General features: G+C 36.8%; 22 protein-coding genes. 10 read left to right on the top strand and 12 right to left on the bottom strand.

Going from position 1 to position 22,081, the window contains the following annotated elements:
• Nucleotides 1–2: 2 nt before the first annotated feature.
• Nucleotides 3–1,031, bottom strand: a complete 1,029-nt coding sequence (locus BLQ00_RS01580; RefSeq protein ID WP_093139664.1) for a rod shape-determining protein — start codon at nucleotides 1,029–1,031, stop codon at nucleotides 3–5.
• Nucleotides 1,032–1,097: 66 nt separating this feature from the next.
• Entirely contained in the window at nucleotides 1,098–2,630 is a 1,533-nt protein-coding gene (purH, locus tag BLQ00_RS01575; RefSeq protein ID WP_093139663.1) for a bifunctional phosphoribosylaminoimidazolecarboxamide formyltransferase/IMP cyclohydrolase, read from the bottom strand.
• Between the two features lie 111 nt (nucleotides 2,631–2,741).
• Here purH and BLQ00_RS01570 point away from each other — a divergent pair, with 111 nt between their 5' ends.
• Nucleotides 2,742–3,998: an ABC transporter permease gene (locus BLQ00_RS01570; RefSeq protein ID WP_093139661.1), complete on the top strand. Its 1,257-nt coding sequence runs from the start codon at nucleotides 2,742–2,744 to the stop codon at nucleotides 3,996–3,998.
• A gap of 23 nt (nucleotides 3,999–4,021) precedes the next feature.
• Here the strand turns inward: BLQ00_RS01570 and BLQ00_RS01565 are convergent, their stop codons facing one another.
• Nucleotides 4,022–4,477: a GAF domain-containing protein gene (locus BLQ00_RS01565; protein WP_093139660.1), complete on the bottom strand. Its 456-nt coding sequence runs from the start codon at nucleotides 4,475–4,477 to the stop codon at nucleotides 4,022–4,024.
• A gap of 89 nt (nucleotides 4,478–4,566) precedes the next feature.
• On the opposite strand from BLQ00_RS01565, the gene xrtF reads away from it, so the two are divergent.
• The 8 genes from xrtF to BLQ00_RS01525 all read left to right on the top strand — a co-directional run bounded on the left by xrtF (nucleotide 4,567) and on the right by BLQ00_RS01525 (nucleotide 12,357).
• Entirely contained in the window at nucleotides 4,567–5,121 is a 555-nt protein-coding gene (gene xrtF, locus BLQ00_RS01560) for an exosortase family protein XrtF (RefSeq protein ID WP_093139658.1), read from the top strand.
• Nucleotides 5,114–5,536: an exosortase F system-associated membrane protein gene (locus tag BLQ00_RS01555; protein WP_093139657.1), complete on the top strand. Its 423-nt coding sequence runs from the start codon at nucleotides 5,114–5,116 to the stop codon at nucleotides 5,534–5,536. The genes xrtF and BLQ00_RS01555 overlap by 8 nt, the downstream gene beginning before the upstream one ends.
• A gap of 39 nt (nucleotides 5,537–5,575) precedes the next feature.
• Entirely contained in the window at nucleotides 5,576–6,115 is a 540-nt protein-coding gene (locus tag BLQ00_RS01550) for a DUF3347 domain-containing protein (RefSeq protein WP_093139655.1), read from the top strand.
• Between the two features lie 65 nt (nucleotides 6,116–6,180).
• Nucleotides 6,181–6,585 (top strand): HYC_CC_PP family protein, encoded by a 405-nt coding sequence (locus tag BLQ00_RS01545; protein WP_139149346.1) that lies wholly within the window; start codon nucleotides 6,181–6,183, stop codon nucleotides 6,583–6,585.
• A gap of 93 nt (nucleotides 6,586–6,678) precedes the next feature.
• Nucleotides 6,679–9,177: a heavy metal translocating P-type ATPase gene (locus tag BLQ00_RS01540; protein WP_093139652.1), complete on the top strand. Its 2,499-nt coding sequence runs from the start codon at nucleotides 6,679–6,681 to the stop codon at nucleotides 9,175–9,177.
• Between the two features lie 2 nt (nucleotides 9,178–9,179).
• Nucleotides 9,180–11,420 (top strand): TonB-dependent receptor, encoded by a 2,241-nt coding sequence (locus BLQ00_RS01535; protein ID WP_093139651.1) that lies wholly within the window; start codon nucleotides 9,180–9,182, stop codon nucleotides 11,418–11,420.
• A 22-nt stretch (nucleotides 11,421–11,442) separates the two neighbouring features.
• Nucleotides 11,443–11,799, top strand: a complete 357-nt coding sequence (locus BLQ00_RS01530; RefSeq protein WP_093139649.1) for a heavy-metal-associated domain-containing protein — start codon at nucleotides 11,443–11,445, stop codon at nucleotides 11,797–11,799.
• Between the two features lie 348 nt (nucleotides 11,800–12,147).
• A complete protein-coding gene (locus BLQ00_RS01525) occupies nucleotides 12,148–12,357 on the top strand; it encodes a hypothetical protein (protein WP_093139647.1) in 210 nt (69 codons plus the stop codon).
• 84 nt (nucleotides 12,358–12,441) lie between these two features.
• On the opposite strand, the gene groL is transcribed toward BLQ00_RS01525, so the two are convergent.
• The 9 genes from groL to miaB form a co-directional block, all read right to left on the bottom strand.
• On the bottom strand, nucleotides 12,442–14,070 hold the full coding sequence (gene groL, locus BLQ00_RS01520; protein WP_093139646.1) for a chaperonin GroEL: 1,629 nt from the start codon (nucleotides 14,068–14,070) through the stop codon (nucleotides 12,442–12,444).
• A gap of 121 nt (nucleotides 14,071–14,191) precedes the next feature.
• Nucleotides 14,192–14,467, bottom strand: a complete 276-nt coding sequence (locus BLQ00_RS01515; protein WP_093139644.1) for a co-chaperone GroES — start codon at nucleotides 14,465–14,467, stop codon at nucleotides 14,192–14,194.
• A gap of 149 nt (nucleotides 14,468–14,616) precedes the next feature.
• On the bottom strand, nucleotides 14,617–14,958 hold the full coding sequence (gene secG, locus BLQ00_RS01510; protein ID WP_093139643.1) for a preprotein translocase subunit SecG: 342 nt from the start codon (nucleotides 14,956–14,958) through the stop codon (nucleotides 14,617–14,619).
• Nucleotides 14,955–15,947, bottom strand: a complete 993-nt coding sequence (locus BLQ00_RS01505; protein WP_093139641.1) for a tetratricopeptide repeat protein — start codon at nucleotides 15,945–15,947, stop codon at nucleotides 14,955–14,957. The genes secG and BLQ00_RS01505 overlap by 4 nt, the downstream gene beginning before the upstream one ends.
• Before the next feature lie 3 nt (nucleotides 15,948–15,950).
• Nucleotides 15,951–16,463, bottom strand: a complete 513-nt coding sequence (locus BLQ00_RS01500; protein WP_093139640.1) for an LptE family protein — start codon at nucleotides 16,461–16,463, stop codon at nucleotides 15,951–15,953.
• 25 nt (nucleotides 16,464–16,488) lie between these two features.
• A complete protein-coding gene (locus BLQ00_RS01495) occupies nucleotides 16,489–17,787 on the bottom strand; it encodes a sigma-54 interaction domain-containing protein (protein ID WP_093139638.1) in 1,299 nt (432 codons plus the stop codon).
• 33 nt (nucleotides 17,788–17,820) lie between these two features.
• On the bottom strand, nucleotides 17,821–18,702 hold the full coding sequence (locus BLQ00_RS01490) for a hypothetical protein (RefSeq protein ID WP_093139637.1): 882 nt from the start codon (nucleotides 18,700–18,702) through the stop codon (nucleotides 17,821–17,823).
• 18 nt (nucleotides 18,703–18,720) lie between these two features.
• Nucleotides 18,721–19,605 carry a hypothetical protein gene (locus BLQ00_RS01485; protein ID WP_093139635.1) on the bottom strand — a complete coding sequence of 295 codons (885 nt, stop codon included), beginning with the start codon at nucleotides 19,603–19,605 and terminating at the stop codon, nucleotides 18,721–18,723.
• Between the two features lie 40 nt (nucleotides 19,606–19,645).
• A complete protein-coding gene (gene miaB, locus BLQ00_RS01480) occupies nucleotides 19,646–21,100 on the bottom strand; it encodes a tRNA (N6-isopentenyl adenosine(37)-C2)-methylthiotransferase MiaB (protein ID WP_093139634.1) in 1,455 nt (484 codons plus the stop codon).
• 130 nt (nucleotides 21,101–21,230) lie between these two features.
• Between miaB and BLQ00_RS01475 the strand changes: the two genes are divergently transcribed.
• Nucleotides 21,231–22,007 carry a hypothetical protein gene (locus BLQ00_RS01475; RefSeq protein WP_093139632.1) on the top strand — a complete coding sequence of 259 codons (777 nt, stop codon included), beginning with the start codon at nucleotides 21,231–21,233 and terminating at the stop codon, nucleotides 22,005–22,007.
• Nucleotides 22,008–22,081: the final 74 nt, after the last annotated feature.

The following is a 22,081-nucleotide window of genomic DNA, read 5'->3' as shown; positions in this document are numbered from 1 at the left end:
CTTTATTTTATCAATACGCTTTTGTATTTGGCTAAGTTTTTAAGGCAAATACCTGTACCGCGTACTACGGCTCTTAAAGGATCTTCTGCGATATACACTGGAAGGTCTGTTTTTTGAGACAAACGTTTGTCAAGACCTCGTAACATAGATCCACCACCGGCAAGATAAATACCTGTATTGTAAATATCGGCAGCTAACTCTGGTGGAGTTTGTGATAAGGTTTCCATTACAGCATCTTCAATTCGAAGAATAGATTTGTCTAATGCTTTTGCAATTTCACGATAGGATGTTTGAACTTGCTTTGGTTTTCCTGTAAGCAAATCACGTCCTTGAACGTCCATTTCGTCTGGTGGAAGCTCTAAGTCTTCAGTAGCAGCACCAATTTGAATTTTTATTTTTTCAGCAGTACGCTCTCCAACATATAAGTTGTGTTGTGTACGCATGTAATATACAATGTCGTTGGTAAAAACGTCTCCGGCAACCTTAACAGATTTGTCGCAAACAATTCCACCTAATGCGATGACAGCAATTTCGGTAGTACCTCCTCCTATGTCTACAACCATGTTTCCTTTCGGTTGCATGATGTCTACACCAATACCAATAGCAGCTGCCATAGGTTCGTGAATTAAGAAAACTTCTTTACCGTTTACACGTTCACAACTTTCTTTTACCGCACGCATTTCCACTTCTGTAATACCACTTGGAATACATACCACCATTCGTAAAGATGGTTTGATCCATTTCTTTTTTAAAGCTGGGATGTCGCTAATAAACATGTTAATCATCTTTTCACTTGCATCAAAATCGGCAATTACTCCGTCTTTAAGTGGTCTAATGGTTTTTATGTTTTCGTGTGTTTTACCTTGCATCATTGCTGCTTCTCTTCCTACAGCAATAATTTTACCAGTAGAACGATCACGTGCCACAATAGATGGAGCATCTACAACAACTTTATCGTTGTGGATAATTAGGGTATTGGCTGTCCCTAAATCGATAGCAATTTCTTCTGTTAAGAAGTCAAAAAATCCCATAAGCTATATTGGCGGTATTGAAATTAAACGTACTGAGTTTCAACTCAACACAAATGTAATAAAATTTTAGTGCTTAAAATGGCGTGTACCTGTAAATACCATCGCCAAATCATGCTCGTTACAATAATTGATACTTAACTCGTCTTTTATGGAACCTCCTGGTTGAATAACAGCAGTAATTCCGGCATTGTCTGCAATTTCAACACAATCTGGAAACGGGAAAAAAGCATCGCTTGCTAATACCGATCCTTTTAGGTCAAAATTAAAGCCAATTGCTTTGTCTATTGCTTGGCGTAAGGCATCAACTCTTGAGGTTTGACCTGTTCCGCTAGCACATAATTGTTTTCCTTTTGCTAAAACAATGGTATTCGATTTTGTGTGTTTGCAAATTTTAGAAGCAAATATCAAATCTTCTAACTCCGATGCGGTTGGTTTATTGTTTGTAGCGTGTGTTAATTTATCAGCGCTATCTGTAATTCCGTCTTTATCTTGAACAAGTGTACCATTTAAACAGGTTCTAACCGTTGTTTTTGGTAACACAGCATCTTTCTGAACTAATAAAATTCGGTTCTTTTTTCCTTTTAAAATTTCCAAAGCTTTTTCTGAAAAAGAAGGGGCAATTACTACCTCACAGAATAACTTGTGAATTTCTTCAGCAGTAGCTACGTCTATTTCCGTATTCGATATTAAAACACCACCAAATGCAGAGGTTGGATCTCCAGCCAATGCATCTAAATAGGCTTGTTTCAAGGTGTCCCTTTGTGCCAATCCGCAAGCGTTGTTGTGCTTTAAGATGGCAAACGTTGGCGCTTCACCAGTAAATTCACCCATTAAATTCACAGCGGCATCCACATCTAGCAAGTTGTTGTAACTTACTTCTTTTCCGTGAAGTGTTTCAAACATTGCGTCAAAATCGCCAAAGAAAAATCCTTTTTGGTGTGGGTTTTCTCCGTAACGAAGTACTTTTCCATTGGTTTCACTAATTTTTAAGGCAGGAATACTGTTGTCGCTATTAAAATAGTTAAAGATAGCAGTATCGTAATTTGAAGAAACATTAAATGATTTTGCCGCAAATCGTTTTCTGTCTGCTAACGAAATGTTTCCGTCGTTTTCTGAAAGAAGTTCTAAAACCTCTGCGTAATCTTCCATAGAAGAAACACAAAGGGTGTCTTTAAAATTTTTGGCAGCAGCGCGAATTAATGAAATTCCGCCGATGTCAATTTTTTCAATAATATCTTGCTCTGGAGCGCCAGAAGCAACTGTTTTTTCAAAAGGATATAAATCAACAATTACAATGTCCAATTGCGGAATATTGTATTGTTCCATTTCTTTTACATCACCTTCGTTGTCTTGTCTGTTTAAAATTCCGCCAAATACTTTCGGGTGTAATGTTTTTACACGACCTCCTAAAATAGAAGGGTAATCGGTAACTTCTTCCACAGGAATTACATCAATGCCAAGGTCATTAATAAATTTCTGAGTGCCTCCAGTAGAGTACAAGGTAACACCAAGTTCGTTTAGTTTTTTAACAATTGGGGCAAGCCCTTCTTTATGAAATACGGATAGTAATGCAGATGTTACTTTTTTTGTGTCGCTCATGGGTTGGAAAATTAAGGTGCAAAAGTACATAATTACCTAAGAAATTTGTAACATAAGTGATGAGAAATCGTCTTATCTTTATTCAGAAGAAAAAATCAAAAAATTTAGCCAATGCTAATCTACTTTCGTGTTTTAAAAGAAAGCTTTAATTTCGCTATTAATGCCCTGAGAAACAATAAATTGCGAACTTTCCTGTCGCTTTTAGGTGTTACCATTGGTATTTTTTCGATAATAGCAGTTTTAGCAGCGGTAGATTCGTTGAAGAAAGAAATTGAAGGTAGTATTAGCTCTTTGGATAATAGTACCATCTATTTAGGACGCTTTTCTTTTGGTCCTACAGATGTTCCGAGATGGAAAGCAGAACAATTTCCCGATGTCACTTATGACGAATATCAATATTTAAAGCGAGCAGTTCCAGATTTGTTTGCAGCTTCGTATACGCTAAATGTTCCGCGCGCCACGATGAAATTTGAAGAACGAACGGTGAGTAGCGTTGAAATTGGAGCGATTACCCATGAGTATTATGATATTGAAGCTTTGCAAATTGCACACGGACGATTTTTTAATGAAGCGGAATCTGCTAGCGGGGTATCGGTTGCCGTAATTGGAGATGAAATAGCAAATATTTTGTTTGATTCTGCAGAAGCTGCCATTGGTAAAAAGGCAAGGCTCTACGGAAAAAACTATGTCATCATTGGAGTGCTTAAAAAAGAAGGATCTGGGTTATTTGGAGGTTCTAGAGATACCGCAGCTTATTTACCTGTAAATTCCATTCGACGAATTTTTGGAAGTAACAACCGATCGTTGTTTCCTTTTATCATGATTAAACCTGAAAAGAACGCAGATCAAGCCGAATTTGTAGCCCTTCTGAAGCAAAAATTGCGAATGGCGCGCGGATTGAAACCCGATGAGATTGACAACTTTTTTGTGAATGAACTAAAAGGATTTACTGACCTGATTGATAATATTACAGGAAACCTCAATGTAATGGGGTTAATTATTAGTGGGTTCTCCTTACTGGTAGGAGGTTTCGGAATTGCCAATATTATGTTCGTAAGTGTAAAAGAACGCACCAATTTAATTGGAATTCAGAAATCACTAGGGGCTAAAAACAAGTTTATTTTGTTTCAGTTTCTGTTTGAAGCGATGATTCTTTCAATCATTGGAGGATTAATCGGACTCTTTTTAGTCTTCATTGTGTCCCTGCTCGCATCACAGTTTACGGGCGATTTCGAATTTGTGTTGTCTCCTTTAAACTTGTTGATAGGTACATTAGTTTCCGCAGCAATCGGACTTATTTCAGGAATACTTCCTGCGATTTCAGCGTCTAAATTAGACCCTGTAGAAGCCATTAGAACGGGAATGTAAACCTAGCTACGTACCTTTCAGAATTAAAGAATTTTAGCCACTTCTTCGTTCACCCATTCTAAAAAGCGCTCGTCTTCCGAAGTAAAAGGGTCTGGAGTGTTTGAGTCGATATCAATCTGACCAATATTCTTTCCGTTTTTAAATAACGGAACCACAATTTCTGCTTTTACCGTAATGCTACATGCAATATAATTGTCTTGTGCCTTGACATCTGGCACCACAAAATTAGCATTCGAAACGGCTACTTGTCCGCAAATTCCTTTACCAAAAGGGATTACCGTATGGTCGGTTTCTTCGCCGGCGTAGGCTTTTAGATGTAATGTTTGTGCTTCGTGATTTGCAAAATAAAAACCAACCCAGTCGTAATGATCCATAGATGTTTGAAGCAGCTCACAAACCGCCGTCATTTTTTGTTCAGCAGTAGTAGAAGGATGTGCAAGTAGGGTAGTTACTTTATCGCGAAGGGAATCAAAAGACATAGTGTATTTATTTTTGGCAAAAGTATTTCAAAACCGCTAGATACACCAACACTAAATACTGTATTTTTGTTAAAAATGATAAAATAAGAGTGAAAGCGTTATTTGTAAAATATAAGTCGGTTGTCCGTTTTGTATTCCTTTTTTTGGGAACGTATCTGCTTTTAAGCGTTGGGTATGCGCTGTATTTAAAGGCTTCGGAAGGAAGCGTGTACTATCCAGATTTTGTAACTCATTTGGTGGCAAAGCAAAGTACCGCCATTCTTTCTGGATTTGGATACCCAGCGGCTATTTATCCGCATGACAGCAAGCCGCAGATGGTTTTGTATTTAAATAATGAATACATGGCTAGTATTGTAGAAGGCTGCAATTCGTTAAGTATTATTGTGTTGTTTATTGCTTTTGTCGTTGCCTTTGCACAGCGATTTAAGAAAACAATTTTATTCCTTTTGGCAGGTTCTGTTTTAATTTACGCCGTCAATATTGTTCGGATTGTTATTTTGGTGGTGGCACTTCATGCGTATCCTGAATATGAAAAATTATTACACGGGGTTGTGTTTCCAGGAATTATCTACGGAATGGTTTTTTTACTATGGATGCTTTGGATAAAGAAGTTAGACCCTATAACGGAAGCTGAAAATGACTAAGGTTCTTAAAATAGCAGGAATCGCCTTTTTAGGGGCTTTGTTAGTGGTCATTCGTTTTTTTGAAAGTTCACTTTTTTACGATCCTTTAATAGTGTTTTTCAAATCGGCACCCAATGACGTACTTCCTAATTTTGAAACCGTAAAATTACTGCTTCACGTTGGTTTTCGTTTTGTGTTAAATACTTTAATTTCATTGGGGATTCTATGGTTTATTTTTGAAAGTACCGAAATTCTGAAGTTGTCTGCTATTTTCTATTTGTTGTTTTTTGTAGTATTAATGGTAGCGTTAACAGTACTTTTAGATACTTCTGAAGCAGGACAACACATGACGCTGTTTTACGTACGTCGATTTTTAATTCAGCCAATTTTCTTACTTATTTTAATTCCAGCTTTTTATTTTCAGAAGAAAAAGTAGTTCAAAATTTTAATATCTTTGTCGTCTAGAAAAAGAACTATGAAAACACGAAATCTTGCCTTTATTTTTGCCCTTTGTTTTGCCTTTGTTTCTTGTAATGAGAATAAAAAAAGCGACACTCCAGAAGTAGTTACTGTAACTCCAAAAACGGAAGTGTACACTTCTGCAAAAACAGATGCAGCTTTTAAAGAAGCTACCACTGCTGGTGTTTTTGATGCTTATATTAAACTTAAAACAGCATTGGTTAATACAAATAGCACGATTGCTTCTGCAGCAGGGATGGTATTACTACAAAAATTAAAAGAGGCACAAGCAGATCAAACAACACTAGACTCAGTTGAAGCGTTAGTAGTTTCTAGCGATGTTGAAGCACAGCGAAAAGAGTTTGTGACAATTACGGCTTCTGTTGAAAAAATGTTGGAGGGAGCGTTAACCTCTGGTACTGTCTACAAACAGTATTGTCCGATGGCTTTTGGGAATACTGGAGCGTATTGGTTAAGTACTTCTAAAGATATTCAGAACCCTTATTTTGGAGATAAAATGCTAAAATGCGGACGTGTAGCAGACGAAATTAAATAACTTTTTAATAAATAATTAAGAAGGCTATTGAATCTGTAGCCTTCTTTTTTAGTAGTTTTACAATTGTGAAAAAAATCATTTCCATACTGTTGTCACTGTTGCTACTTGTAAGTAGTAGCGGAATTGCCTATGCGCAGCACTTTTGTGGCGAAAATGAAATGATGGCGCAACTTACTTTTGGAGAACAATACCTTTCGTGTGGAATGATGGATGGATCTGTTTGCGAGCCTCCTTCCATAACGAAAAAACAGTGTTGCGAAAATGAATATACCAAAGTAACTACCGATTCTAATTTTGCAAAAGCAAGTCTTGATATTTCTTTTAACAAAGTGTTTGTTGCAAGTTTTGTTTCTGTATTTGTTATTCCTTCGTTCGTAACTTATGAGGCTTCTCAGCCTTTTGTTGATACCTATAGACCACCTCCACTTTATAAAGACATCTCTGTTCTTTACGAGACTTTTCTAATTTGATTTTATGCTATTTCGTCCTTTAAGGACCTATTTTGTTATTCACATTTTTTTGAATAACAAGAACTGAGTACGCATTAAAATCAAAAAAGAATAATGAAACACACATATAAAATTACGGGAATGACCTGTAATGGCTGTCGATCGCATGTTGAGCAAACTCTCAGCAAGGTGAATGGCGTTTCTGCTGCTGTTGATTTAGAAAAACAGGAAGCTGTTATTGAAATGGAACAGCATATTTCTATGGAAGCATTCCAAGAAGCTTTGCAAAAGGATGGAGGAAGATATTCCATTCACATGCTGGGAACTGTCCCTAATGCAATGCCCGATTCGTCTCTTCGAACCCCAAAGGGGAAAGGAACAGGAACATTTTATTGCCCCATGCATTGCGAAGGGGATACTACGTATAACAAGCCTGGCGATTGTCCTGTTTGTGGGATGGATCTCGTAGAAGAGGTTCGTCTTACACAGCAAACTGCCGAAGGGTATACTTGTCCGATGCACCCAGAAATTCATAGTGAGGAGCCGGGATCTTGTCCTGTTTGTGGTATGGATTTGGTTGCTGTAAAAGCCAATGTTTCTTCCGAAGAAAAAAAATACAAACAATTATTAAAGAAGTTTTGGATAGCGGTTGGTTTTACCCTTCCTATTTTTCTGATAGCAATGTCTGAAATGCTTCCAAACAATCCGTTGTACACGATTTTGAATCCTATTTATTGGAATTGGATTCAATTTGGATTGTCAATTCCAGTAGTATTTTACGCAACTTGGATGTTTTTTGAACGAGCCTATCGTTCCATTAAAACATGGAATCTCAACATGTTTACCCTTGTTGGAATAGGAGCGGGAGTTGCTTGGTTGTTTAGTGTTTTCGGAATGCTTTTTCCAGATTTTTTTCCAGAACAATTTAGAGGAGATACGGGTAGTGTTCACGTGTACTATGAAGCCGCCACAGTTATTTTGACTTTGGTGTTGCTAGGGCAGTTGTTAGAGGCAAGAGCCCATAGTCAGACCAATACGGCTTTAAAATCGTTGTTACAACTAGCACCTAATAAAGCAGTTCGAATTGTAGATGGAACGGAAGAGGTTGTTTCGATTGAGAAAATAGTGCTTGGAGATTTATTGCGCGTGAAACCAGGTGATAAGATTCCTGTAGATGGAGTTATTACAGAAGGAAGCAGCTCAGTTGATGAGTCTATGATTAGTGGAGAGCCCATTCCTGTTCAAAAGGAAGAAGGAGATAAGGTGAGAGCTGGAACTATTAATGGAAAACAATCTTTTGTAGTAAAAGCTGAAAAAGTGGGTGCCGATACGTTGCTGTCGCAAATCATTGAAATGGTGAATACAGCTAGTAGAAGTAGAGCGCCGATACAAAACCTAGCCGATAAAATATCAAGCTATTTTGTTCCGATTGTAGTACTTGTTTCGATCATTACCTTTATTCTTTGGGCCGTTTTTGGTCCAGATCCAGCTTACGTATTTGCGTTGGTGAATGCAATTGCGGTTTTGATAATTGCCTGTCCTTGTGCTTTGGGATTAGCAACGCCAATGTCAGTTATGGTTGGGATAGGTAAAGGAGCACAATCTGGAATTTTGATAAAAAATGCGGAGGTTTTAGAGAAGATGAACACCATCGATACCCTTATTATTGATAAAACAGGGACTATTACTGAAGGAAAACCTTCTGTTGAAAAAGTAGGGTTTTTACAAGGTTCTTATTCTGAAAGTGAAGTGCTTCAGTATTTAATTTCGGTAAATCAATTAAGCGAGCATCCTTTAGCTGAAGCAATGATGAAATATGGAAAAGAACAAAATATAGCTGTTCTTAAAGTAACCGATTTTTCTTCAGAAACAGGAAAAGGTGTTTCAGGTATTGTGGAAGAGAAGACAATTCATCTAGGAAATATGAACATGATGCAAGCTTCAAACGCAACACTTTCAGAAACAATAGAAAAAGAAATTGTAGCGTCTCAAAAACAAGGTAAAACAGTGCCAATGCTTGCAATCGATAACGTGGTGGTGGGGTATGTCGTTATTGGAGATAAAATTAAAGAAACCAGTAGAAAAGCGATTAATGAACTGCAAGATAAAGGAATAGATGTTATCATGCTTACGGGAGATAATCGAGAAACTGCTGCTTCGGTTGCGTCTCAATTAAACCTAAAACATTTTAAAGCAGAAATGTTACCTCAAGATAAGCTTCATGAAGTAGAGCGTTTGCAAAGTGAAGGACATAAAGTAGCCATGGCTGGTGATGGTATTAACGACGCTCCTGCTTTGGCTAAAAGTGAGGTGGGAGTTGCTATGGGAACAGGAACAGATGTTGCCATGGAAAGTGCAACTATTACATTGGTAAATGGTGATTTGCAAGGCATTTTGAAAGCGTATAATTTGAGTGCTAACGTGATGAAGAATATTAAACAAAATCTGTTTTTCGCACTTATTTATAACACGATTGGAATTCCGATTGCTGCGGGGGTTTTGTATCCATTCTTCGGAATTTTACTATCTCCAATGATTGCTGCTTTGGCAATGAGTTTCAGTTCAGTATCAGTAATAGCAAACGCATTACGATTAAAAAACACAACATTATAATTATGACACATAAAATTTTATATATAGTATTTTTTCTCCCTTGTTTTCTATTTGCCCAAGAGCAAATTGAGGGAATGGTGGTGGAAGCCAATAACAAAGGTGTAGAGATTGGATTGTCGGGAGCCAATGTATTTTGGCTAAATACGTCTGTAGGGACGGTTACCGATTTGGACGGACAATTTACAATTCCGTATCAAGAGGAATACAAAGAACTGGTGATAAGCTACGTTGGATATAAAACGGATACTATTTCAGTTACTAATTCGAAAGAGATCCGTCATTTACTACTGCCTAAAGGAAATTTGGATGAGGTGGTTGTAACCACTCGTAAAAAAGCATCTTCTCGCTCTTTTTTAGCTTCAGAAAATGTAATCAATATTAGCAGTGCCGAATTACTTAAAGCGGCGTGTTGCAACCTTTCTGAAAGCTTTGAAACCAATCCGTCGATTGACGTGAATTTTGCCGATGCGATTTCAGGAACACGACAAATTAAAATGCTTGGACTTACCAGTCCGTACATTTTAATCACCACTGAAAATATTCCTTCTATACGGGGCGCTTCACAAGCCTATGGTTTGAGTTTTATTCCGGGAACTTGGGTAGAAAGCATTCAAATTACCAAAGGAGCAGGAAGCGTGGTTAATGGGTTTGAAAGTATCGCTGGACAAATAAATGCTGAGTTACAAAAACCAACAACAGATTCAAAATTGTTTGTCAATTTGTATGGTGCGGCTAACGGAAGGTTTGAGCTAAACACACATGTCAATACCAATGTAAGCGAAAAGTGGAGTACAGGGCTTTACGTACATGGAAATATTCGTGATACCAAGTTTGATAAAAACGATGATTCGTTTTTAGATATGCCTTTGGCAAAACAAGTAAATGTGATGAATCGCTGGCAATACACCGATCCTGAAAAGGGATTTGTAAGTTTTATAAATTTTAGATTTCTGAATGATGAAAAACAAACAGGGCAAATAGATTTTAATCCAGACACTGATAAGCTTACAACCAATGCTTGGGGAGGTGAAATCAATACCCAACGTTTCGATGTTTCGGCAAAGTTAGGGTATGTAAATCCTAATATTCCGTATGAAAATATTGGGGCGCAAGTAGCGTTTAGCAACCACAATCAGGAGTCGTACTTTGGATTGCGAGAGTACAACATTGAACACAACAGTTTGTATGCAAATGGAATTTACAGTTCTATCATTGGCGATTCGAGGCATAAATTTAAAACTGGTTTAAGTGCGACTTATGATAGTTATAAGGAGTTGGTAGAAACAACCAATTACGATCGTGTTGAAAATTCGGTGGGTGCTTTTTTTGAATATAAGTATGATAATTTAAGCAACTTAAATGTCTCGGCAGGACTTCGTGTCGATAATCATAATTTGTTAGGAGCGTTTGTTACTCCCCGATTGCATGCGCGTTATACGGCATGGGAAAAGGGTGTTTTTAGAGGTTCTGTTGGGCGAGGAAAGCGTAGCGCAAATATTTTCACCGAGAATCAGAGTTTGTTTTCAACCGGTAGAGCTATTCGTATAGTAAATGAAGGTGGAAGTGTCTATGGTTTAGATCCGGAGGTTGCTTGGAATTATGGTGTTTCGTATTTACAGGGTTTTGATCTCTTCGGAAAAAAGGCAGACATCACATTCGATTTTTACAGAACCGACTTTCAGAATCAAGTAGTTGTTGATTGGGAAAATTCTCAAGAAGTTAGTTTTTACAATCTGAAGGGTTCCAGTTATGCGAACAGTTTTCAGGCTGAATTCAATATTGTATTGGCAAAAGGATTGGATTTCCGTTCGGCATATAAGTATTATGAAATTAAAACAGCCTATAATTCTGGCATGTTGAAAAAGCCTTTAACACCAAGCCATCGTATTTTTGGAAATATTTCTTACGAAACATATCGGAAAACAAACAATGCGCATTGGAAATTTGACGCGACCTATAATTGGCTTGGAGAACAGCGTTTTTCTTCTACTGCTGAAAGTCCTTCAGAATATAAATTACCAGCGTATTCACCTAGTGTAGCTACTCTTAATGCACAGGTTACAAAAGTATTTTCTAATAAATTTGAAGTATATTTAGGAGGTGAAAATATTACAAATGTAAAACAAGACAATCCTATTGTAAGCAGTGAAAATCCATTTGGGGCTAATTTTGATACCACATTTGTTTATGGTCCAATTTTTGGAAGTAGCTATTATGCAGGATTACGATTTAAACTAAATTAAAAATTAACTTAAAAATAAACCAATGAAAAAAATACTAAGTTTAGCAATATTACTTTGCTTTGGAGTAACATCGTATGCACAAAATAAAAATGCAAAAGCAACCCTTGATGTTGATGGTGTTTGTATGATGTGTAAAGAACGAATTGAAAAAGGAGCCATAAAAACAAAAGGAGTGAAATCTGCTGTTTGGGATGTGAAAACACACGAATTAAGTGTTATTTACGACGAACGTAAAACCGATCTTGCTACCATTAGTCAGAGTGTTGCAAATGTAGGGCATGATACCAAAGAAGCAAAGGCTACAGAGGAAGCATATCACAGTTTACATCCATGTTGTTTGTATAGAGATGAGGATGTGCAAAAAGACCATCAAGAGTAAGGTGTACTCTTAATAATGTATAAAAAGGAGCTGTTTAAGAGTACTTAAATAGCTCCTTTTTTTTTGGAGTTTTTTATAGTTAAATTTTTGCCAATGAAAATATCACGAATCTAAATCTATGCTACATTTACGTAGTTAATTTAACATTAGAAATTATGGCAACACCTAAGTCAAACAGTAAGCCTCAAGCGAAAAAAGCTCCTGCAAAAGCAGCTCCAGCTAAAAAGGCTCCTACGACTGCTTCTAAGAAGAAGTAATTCGTGGTAGGTCTATGTATAGATCTTTTTAAAATTGAAAATAAACAAACAAGACCACCCCTAAAAGCGGTGGTTTTTATATTTTTATAGGATGATATTAAAACCTAAAATTCTTTTATACATCATAACCATTGTGGTAGTGATTGCAGCCATTATTTGGGAAGTGTACATGCAAAAAATGATTGCGACCCTTCCTGAAAATGCGGAACCCATTATGCGTTCAGACTTATTCGTAATTTGGCCAGTGGTTATAACACTTGTGTCTGTTTCCTTGTTTCGTATTTTTGGTAAAAAGGAGTAACATTTCTTTTAATAGTTGTAAAAAAAAAGACCCTTGCAGAAAGCAAAGGTCTTTTAGAATCAATTTGTGTGTTGCAGTTTGATATTACATCATCCCTGGCATACCACCACCCATTGGAGGCATCGCTGGAGCATCTTCTTTAATATCAATTAATGCACACTCGGTAGTTAAGATCATTCCGGCAACTGAAGCAGCATTTTCTAATGCAATTCTAGTTACTTTCTTAGGATCTATAATTCCCGCTTTAATCATATCTACGTACGTTTCAGTTTTAGCATCGTATCCGAAGTTCTTTTTGCCTTCCATTACTTTACTTACTACAACAGAACCTTCACCACCTGCATTTTCAACAATGGTACGTAGAGGTGCTTCAATAGCACGCGCTACAATTTGGATTCCTGTTACTTCGTCTAAAGTGTCTGTAGCAATCTTTTCTAAAACAGATTTTGCACGAACAAGTGCAACACCACCTCCGGCAACAATACCTTCTTCCACAGCAGCACGTGTTGCGTGAAGTGCATCATCTACACGGTCTTTCTTTTCTTTCATTTCAACTTCAGAAGCAGCACCAACATACAATACAGCGACGCCACCTGCTAACTTCGCAAGACGCTCTTGTAACTTCTCTTTATCGTAATCGCTGGTAGAGCTTTCAATTTGAGATTTAATTTGGTTAACACGCGCTTTAATGTCGTCTTTACTTCCTGCACCATTAACAATCGTTGTATTGTCTTTGTCGATTGTAACCGTTTCAGCAGTACCAAGCATTTCTAAAGTTGCGTTTTCTAATGTAAATCCGCGTTCTTCAGAAATAACAGTTCCGCCAGTAAGAATAGCGATATCTTCAAGCATTGCTTTACGTCTGTCTCCAAACCCTGGTGCTTTTACAGCAGCGATTTTTAAAGAACCACGTAGTTTGTTTACTACTAATGTTGCTAATGCTTCACCATCTACATCTTCAGCAATAATTAAAAGAGACTTCCCTTGTTGAACCAATGGTTCTAAAATAGGAAGTAAATCTTTCATTGAAGAAATTTTCTTATCGTATAAAAGAATCATAGGATTCTCTAATTCAGTTTGCATTTTTTCGCTATCGGTCACGAAATATGGAGATAAATATCCTCTGTCAAACTGCATTCCTTCTACAACATCTACATACGTATCTGTTCCTTTTGCTTCTTCAACAGTGATAACACCTTCTTTTCCAACTTTCCCGAATGCTTTTGCGATTAGATCCCCAATAACATCATCATTGTTAGCAGAAATAGACGCTACTTGTTTGATCATTTCTGAAGAGTTCCCCACTTTAGTAGATTGCTTTTCTAGGTCTTTTACGATGGCTTCAACAGCTTTGTCAATTCCACGTTTTAAGTCCATTGGGTTTGCACCTGCAGCTACATTACGCAATCCTTCTTTTACAATTGCTTGTGCTAAAACGGTTGCCGTTGTAGTACCATCACCTGCTAAATCGTTGGTTTTTGAGGCTACTTCTTTTACCATTTGAGCTCCCATATTCTCTAACGGGTCTTCAAGCTCAATTTCTTTTGCAACGCTTACTCCATCTTTTGTTACTTGTGGAGCACCAAATGATTTTCCAATAATTACATTACGACCTTTAGGTCCTAGTGTTACTTTTACTGCGTTTGCTAATGCATCAACTCCGCGTTTAATTCCGTCGCGAGCTTCTATATCAAATTTTATATCTTTTGCCATTGTGTTTGTGTTTTACAAAAAGCAACAAGTTTTACGCTTTGTGCTTTTTATGTTTGTTCTTAATTTTTGTTCTAAGAGTATGTTTTCTATTTCTGAAGCCAAGAAGTGGGCTTCTACTGAATTAGATAATCGCTAGAATGTCATCTTCGCGCATAATGAGGTAATCGCTTCCCTCTAGCTTAAGTTCACTTCCTGCGTACTTTCCGTACAAAACAAGATCACCTACTTTTACGGTCATTTTGTAGTCTTCTTTACCTTTTCCAACAGCTACGACTTTACCTTGTTGAGGTTTTTCTTTTGCAGAATCTGGAATGTAAAGTCCAGATGCAGTTTTCGTTTCTGCCTCTTGTGGCTGAACTACTACTCTGTCTGAAAGTGGTTGAATTTTTAATGCCATGTTCAATATAATTTTAGTTGTTAAACTTTGTTTTTATAGTATGTAGGCTAATAGACAGAAATTATGCCACTGCTCAAAAACTGACAATTATAAACAAAAAATGCCAGCTTGTCATAAGCTGGCATTTTTTACTAATTTTTTTAAAGAAATTACTCTGCGTCTGGAGTACTTTCAGTAGTTGGAGCTGGTGTTGGAGTTGTTGGGATTACATTCTCGATAGCATCCTCATCAAAAGCTTTTGATTGGTTTGCGTTACTTCCCATGATTGGAATGTTCGAAAGTAAGATTAAAGCTAACATCACGGCTCCTAAAGTCCAAGTACTCTTGTCTAAGAAATCGGTTGTTTTTTGAACTCCACCCATTTGTTGTGTTCCACCACCTCCAAATGAAGATGATAAACCTCCACCTTTTGGATTCTGAACCATAATTACCACTACCAATAAAAATGCTACGATAATGATCAAAACTAAAAATATTGTAAACGTGCTCATTTCTCTTCTGTATTTATCAATTTTTTGACTGCCCTAATTTGGTCTGCAAAGAAACCACTTTTTTCGGGATATTTCAAAATTAAAATTTTATATGCTTGAATGGCTTTGGTATAATTTTTTTGTTGCAAGTAAACTTTTGCCAAAGTCTCCGTCATTAAAGCGTCGGGAGCTTGTGTGTAAGGGGACGCTAAGTTTATATTTTCTTTTTTTTCTTTTGCCGAATTTCCCGAAATAGCCTTTGGTTTTAACTTTGGTTTTTCTTGAATAAATTTTTCAATCAACTCAAACTTGCGTTCTTTTTCGTCTTGAACTTCTGTTTTTTCAACTTCAACTTTTGGTGTTTCGCTTTTCTCTTCGGAAGGTTTTTCGCGAATAATAGGCTTTGTACGCGTTAATTGAAGCCATTCACTAAACGAATGAGTGTCTGCTTTTGTAAATTCTAGCGGTTTGTCCAATTCTAAAATTTCTGCTGCGGAAGGAGCCTCGGACTCAGAAGTTGTTTCTGGTGTTATTTGTGCTTTCTCGGTAGCTTCAGCTGGGTTTTGTGTGTCTTCAGTTACTTCTGAAGCTTTTACAGCTGTCTTACGCTCAAACAGGTCTGGATTTAAAACGGCTTCTGCTTTTTTAAGTTCGGCTTTTAACTGATTGTCTATTTCTATGCTGATAGATTCTGAAACATTTTCAGAAATTACTTCAATGTCATTAAAAGAAATATCGTGCTGTACAATCGCTTTCGAAATATCATTTTGTATAAATTTTTCCGAAGTAATATACTCAAAAAGAATATCGCGATCTGTGGTATATGCGGCTGTTGTTTTTAACGCATCGTTGTATAAAAAACTACTTTGGTTTTTAAGTCCTTTTAACTGTAGGGCTCTCGCGCTTTGAAAATAAGGGTAGTTTTCAATCACCGTGTCTAGCGACGCCATTTCGTCGTTGCTTATATTTTGCGGATTCGCAAGCAGGTATGTAAATTTATCTGTGTTCAAGGCTTACCAGTTTGCGAGTGATTTATTGAAAATATCTTGCGTAATTCGTTCGTAAATAACATCGATAGCATCGTCTAATGCTGCCCCTGTTAAAAGGGTGCTACCTGTATAATCGTAATAAAACGAAAATCGTTGTTCAAAATCTTTAGTCGCATCTTTGGTATTGTAAAAGCGAACATTGACTCCAATTGTTAATCGGTTTTGAGCGGCTGTACTTTGAGACGTCGCTGTAATTGGTGCCGTGTAATACTCTACAATTTCACCTTCGTACACTAAATCTCCATTGCTATTTACCAAATCCAAACTGGTTTGGTTTAATAACAAATCTTGTAGGCTTTGAGTAAATTCTCTGTCAATTCCAGGTTCTACTTGTTGGGCATTATTTTGAAAATAACTGACTTGGAATGTTTTTGTATTTGCATAATCGATATCGGCTCCGGTAAATGAATATACCCCGCAGCTTTGTATAGTAATAACTGTAAGCAGTAGTAAAAATAAGTGTTTGAGGTTTTTCATAAATAAAAACTAGTGTATTGCTGGTTTAAAGATTGTATTGTTTGATTTTTCGATATAAGGTGCGTTCAGAAATTCCTAGTTCGTCTGCGGCATCTTTTCGCTTGCCTTGGTATTTTTCTAACGATTTTTTAATCAATTCTAACTCTTTTTGCTGTAACGATAGATTTTCTTCTTCTTCAATTTCTTCCGCGAAATCGTAGGCGTCTTTTTTAGTACGCGTTGGCGTATTTGCTTCCGAAGAAAGTTCAGCAATATTTAAAACCTCTACTTTTTCTTCTCGAACTGGTGAATGCTCGGTTTCTATGAATGACTCTAAGTCGTCTTCTTGCGAATGAGTTTCAGAATAAATTTTATTAATCAATGATGAGTTTTCTTCTTTTACTTTAGCGGCATTCCCCGACTTCATTAACTCTAATGTTAATTTTTTTAAATCGTTTACATCGCGTTTCATGTCGAATAAAACCTTGTAAAGAATTTCCCGTTCGCTACTAAAATCACTTTCCGACTTTTTAGTATTTACAACAGCTGGAAGGTTACTTCCCATGTCTGGAAGGTAATGTTTTAGGGTTTGATAGGTAATGTCTCTATTTTCTTCTAGTACTGAAACTTGCTCGGCCACATTGCGTAATTGTCTAATATTACCACTCCAGCGGTATTTTAGTAAAAGTTCAACAGCTGCATCGTCCAAACGAATGGTGGGCATTTTGTATTTGTTGGCAAAATCGGAAGCAAACTTTCGAAACAGTAAATGGATGTCTTCACTACGTTCGCGCAGGGGCGGTAGATTAATTTCTACGGTGCTTAGACGGTAGTATAAATCTTCTCTAAACTTCCCTTTATTAATGGCGTCTACCATTTTCACATTGGTTGCGGCAACAATACGCACGTCTGTTTTTTGTATTTGAGACGATCCTACTTTTAAAAACTCTCCATTTTCTAATACGCGTAACAAGCGCACTTGGGTTGGTAGTGGAAGCTCGCCAACTTCATCTAAAAATATAGTTCCACCATCGGCAACCTCAAAGTATCCGCTACGGGTAGCTGTTGCTCCTGTAAACGCCCCTTTTTCATGACCAAAAAGTTCACTGTCAATCGTCCCTTCAGGAATGGCACCACAGTTTACGGCTATGTATTTTCCGTGTTTTCTGTGTGAGAGTGAGTGTATTATTTTAGGAATGCTCTCTTTACCTACACCACTTTCTCCGGTTACTAGTACAGAGATGTCTGTGGGGGCAACTTGCATTGCTTTTTCTACGGCACGATTCAGTTTGGGGTCGTTTCCGATAATTCCGAATCGTTGTTTTGTTGCTTGTATGCTTTCCATATGTATTCCCTGCGCTGGCAGGAATCTTAGATTTTAGTAATATTCGTAGGTTAATTTAAGTGTGAAATCATCAATTACCTTTTCTCCGCTAATTGGATAGCCGAGGTCATTATATTGGTAGGTTATGATGTCATCAGCACTTAAACCTTCATATGAAGTAAAGTTATTCTTGGAATAAAAGTAATTTAGATTGGGATAAAATTTATACCAGCCAGCTCTGCCAATAGAAATGAGCTGTTCGTAACTATTGTTCAATACAGTATATAGTGGATTTATTTTGTCATCGTATCTATAGATAATTTCTGTGATATTTGAATTAATTGTTGTCTGTTGTTTAATTAAATTTCCATTTTCATAGAAATAATCTTTTCTATAAAAACTGATTAGATCGGCAGGTATAACATCTTGTTGAACTAGAAGGTTGTTGGGGTTAAATTTAAAGGTTAGTTTTTCCTCGATGGTTGTATTTAGATTAGCAACTACTTGGATGCTATCTTGATAATGTGTTAAATGATAGGTATTTTCTTGTTGATCATTAGCATCATATTCAATCATTTCTATGAGTTCGTTTGATGCGTTGTATTCAGTTTCTATGTGGCCAAACATTTCAGTTTGATTATCAGTAACATATAGCCAATCGTTGTTTAAAATTAGCCCTTGATCGTTGTACGAAATATCTTGGATAAATTTACCAGGATTAGATTCACGATAATCATGTATTTGACTAATCTTAGCATCTTCGTCAAAAAAGAATGCAGTGTGCTCAGGAAAACCATTTCCAGGCGCATATTTCGATAAAGTAAAACTTTTAATTTTTAATTCTCTAATCTGTTCTTCTTGAACTGCATCATTGTCATTGTTGGAACAGCCAAATAAAAGTAAAATCGCACTTATAAGAAAAATCGCATGTCTCATAATTCTTTTATTTTTAGGTTAGTAATATTCGTACGTCAATTCACGGTATAAATTTCCATCAATTTTGACTTCGGCACTTATGGGGTAGTCTAAATTGTTGTATCGATACGTGGTCACTTGATCGCTATCAAAAGTGCTTTGATAGTGTGTTGTGTTATTTTCAGAATATAAATATTCTTTTGGAAGCAAGTAAAGTCCGAAGTTATCTATAATATGTTGTCTATAGCTCTCCATAAGAACGAGGTGCAGCGGATTTATTTTATCGTCGTGTTGGTAGTATTGATCCGAAATCTCAGAAGTGTAGAAATCTTCCGTATGAATGTTTATCAGATTTGCACCGTCATAGGTGTAATCTTGATGCGTAGGATAGAGCGATTCGTGAGCTTTAGTTATTGTTTTTGTTAAAAGGTTTGCGGGGCTAAATTTAAAAGATGAAATAACCTCAGAGGTTGAGGCTAAATCCTTATGAACTTGTATGCTGTCTTGGTAATGTATAACCTCCATAATACGATTTTCATTTCCATTTGCATCGTATTCCTGAATTTGTTCAAGCTTGTTGTCACTATTGTATAGATACTCAAAATAATAGGAAAGTTCTGAAACGCCTTGATCTATGGTGTTTCTATCATTTCTAGTTAACTGCCCAGAAGCATTGTATGAAATGTTGTCTATAACTCCATCGATTCCGTCATAATGAATAACATGTATTTTTGTGAGTTTCGCATCTTCGTCAAAATAATAGTCGTTGTGTCCAGGCAAGCCGGTAGTTTCATCGAAGTGAGTAATTCTAAATTTTTTAATTTTTAATTCTGAAATTTGTTCTTCTTGAACTGCATCATTATCATTGTTGGAACAGCTTAATAGAAGAAAAATCGCACTTATAAGTAAAATAGCATGTCTCATAATTGTTCTGTTTTAAGTTACACCTCAATATACAAAATTTTTATAGTTCGTTGTTTTCTGAAAGTCCAATAGCTTCTCCAATCAATGTTGCGCTCGTACAGGATGCTATTTTTACATTCACAAAGTCGCCAGGGTTGTAGTTTTCTTTTGGAAAAACAACCACCAATCCTTGCGGATTTCTACCGCTCCATTCGTTTTCATTTTTCTTAGATGCTCGTTCTATCAACACCTCGCAGGTTTGTCCTATAAATTGATTGGTTCGGTAGGCACCATGTCTGCGTTGTGCGGCTACGATTTCAGTAAGGCGGCGTTTTTTTGTTTCTTCAGGAACATCATCTTTAAATTTACGGGCAGCCATGGTTCCAGGACGTTCAGAATATTTATACATATATCCAAAATAGTACTGTACTTGCTCCATTAAACTTAAGGTGTCCTGATGGTCTTCTTCCGTTTCCGTAGGGAAACCAACAATCATATCCTGTGAAATTCCGCAGTTGGGAATAATCTCGTGAATTTTGTCAACCAACGCAAGGTACTCTTCACGCGTGTGCTGACGGTTCATTTCTTTTAAAATACGCGTGCTTCCGCTTTGTACTGGCAAGTGAATGTAATTACAAATGTTATCGTATTTGGCAACAGTGTGTAGCACATCTTCGGTCATATCTTGCGGATTTGAGGTCGAAAACCGAACACGAAGTTTTGGATGAGCTTCAGCAACCATCGCTAACAAGTTAGAAAAAGACGTCGCCGTTGCTTTTTGCATTTCCGAAGCATTTTTGAAATCCTTCTTCAGACCGCCTCCGTACCAAACATAACTATCTACATTTTGGCCTAACAGCGTAATTTCTTTATATCCTTTTTCAACAAGGTCGTTCACTTCCTTTAAGATACTTTGTGGGTCGCGACTACGTTCCCTTCCGCGGGTAAAAGGAACCACACAGAATGTACACATATTGTCACATCCACGGGTAATGCTTACAAGGGCGTTAATGCCATTAGAGCCTAGACGCACGGGTGAAACATCGCCGTAAGTTTCATCTTTAGAAAGCACAACATTTACAGCATCGCGACCGTCTTCCACTTCTTTTAATAAATTAGGAAGGTCTTTGTAGGCATCTGGCCCTACCACCATGTCTACAATTTTTTCTTCGTCAAGAAACTTTTCTTTTAAACGCTCGGCCATACAGCCTAATACGCCCACTTTCATTCCTGGGTTAATACGTTTTACAGCATTGTATTTTTCCAATCTTTTTCGAACTGTTTGTTCGGCTTTATCACGAATGGAACAGGTGTTTACCAATACCAAATCGGCATCTTCCAAGTTTTGGGTGGTATTATAGCCTTGGTCTGCAAGTATAGAGGCAACAATTTCACTGTCGCTAAAATTCATTTGGCAACCGTAACTTTCAATATAAAGTTTACGTGTGTTTTTAGGTTTTGCTTCTAATGTGATAGCAGTCCCTTGTTTGTTCTCGTCTATAATCTTTTCTTCCATAAGTTCGTCTCACTATTGAATATACTTGTATGTGTAATCAAGTAACGTACAAAGATACAATTAAATTGAAGTTGGTGACAAAGTGTCAGACTTCTTTTTGTAAATTTACACCCTAACCTTCAATAGTACTATGATAAAAAAAGATATTTTTCAGCAAATAGAAGAATCGAATAAACCAGATTTTGGAGATATTCTTTCTAAGAGTTTTGAGTTGTTTAAAAAAACATGGGAGCAGGCCTTGTACCACGTTTTGGTGAGTATGGTGGTGGTTGTGCCTATGCTTTTGCTTATTTATGTACCCTATTTTGCAGTTATCTTTAGTCAAGTTTCTAGTGGCGGTTCTGATTTTAGTGATGCTTCGGAGCTTATGACTTATTTACCTTTAATCATCGTTTATGGATTGGTTGTGTTTTGCGTTATTTTTATCTTTCAAGCGGTTGTTTTTGGAGTTACAGCTCATTACTTTACAGTTCTTAAAAAAGAGGATTTAGAGTTGGCAAGCGATGTGGGTGGATATTTTGACTTTGTAAAGAGAGATTTTAAGAAGCTATTTTTATTGTCATTTGCTAGTTTCGGAATCGTATTACTAGCAATTCTTTTGTGTTATTTGCCCATTTTTTATGTAATGGTTCCGATTCAATTATTCGGTGTTATTTATGCATTTCGTCCCGAACTTTCGGTTTCAGATATTGTAAAAGCGAGTTTTAAATTGGGGAATAAGTATTGGATCATCATATTTGGATTGGTTTTAATTTCATCAATGGTTGCGCAATTAGGAATTATTTTATGTTTTGTTGGAGTCTTGTTTACGGCGTACTTTATGCATGTTCCTGTCTATTATGTGTATAAAGATACCATTGGTTTTGAGGGCGATACGGAAGAAAGGGAACAGAAGGTTTTAAAATAATAAATATACGTTACTCTTGTTAATAGAAGGTGAAAATGCCTCCTTGATAATACGGTATTAAAAAAATACTATAC

The sequence above is a fragment of the Ulvibacter litoralis genome, from assembly GCF_900102055.1.
GTDB classification, from domain to species: domain Bacteria; phylum Bacteroidota; class Bacteroidia; order Flavobacteriales; family Flavobacteriaceae; genus Ulvibacter; species Ulvibacter litoralis.
Note: the sequence above shows the minus strand (reverse complement) of the source record. Positions and strands in the feature narration are given on the sequence as shown.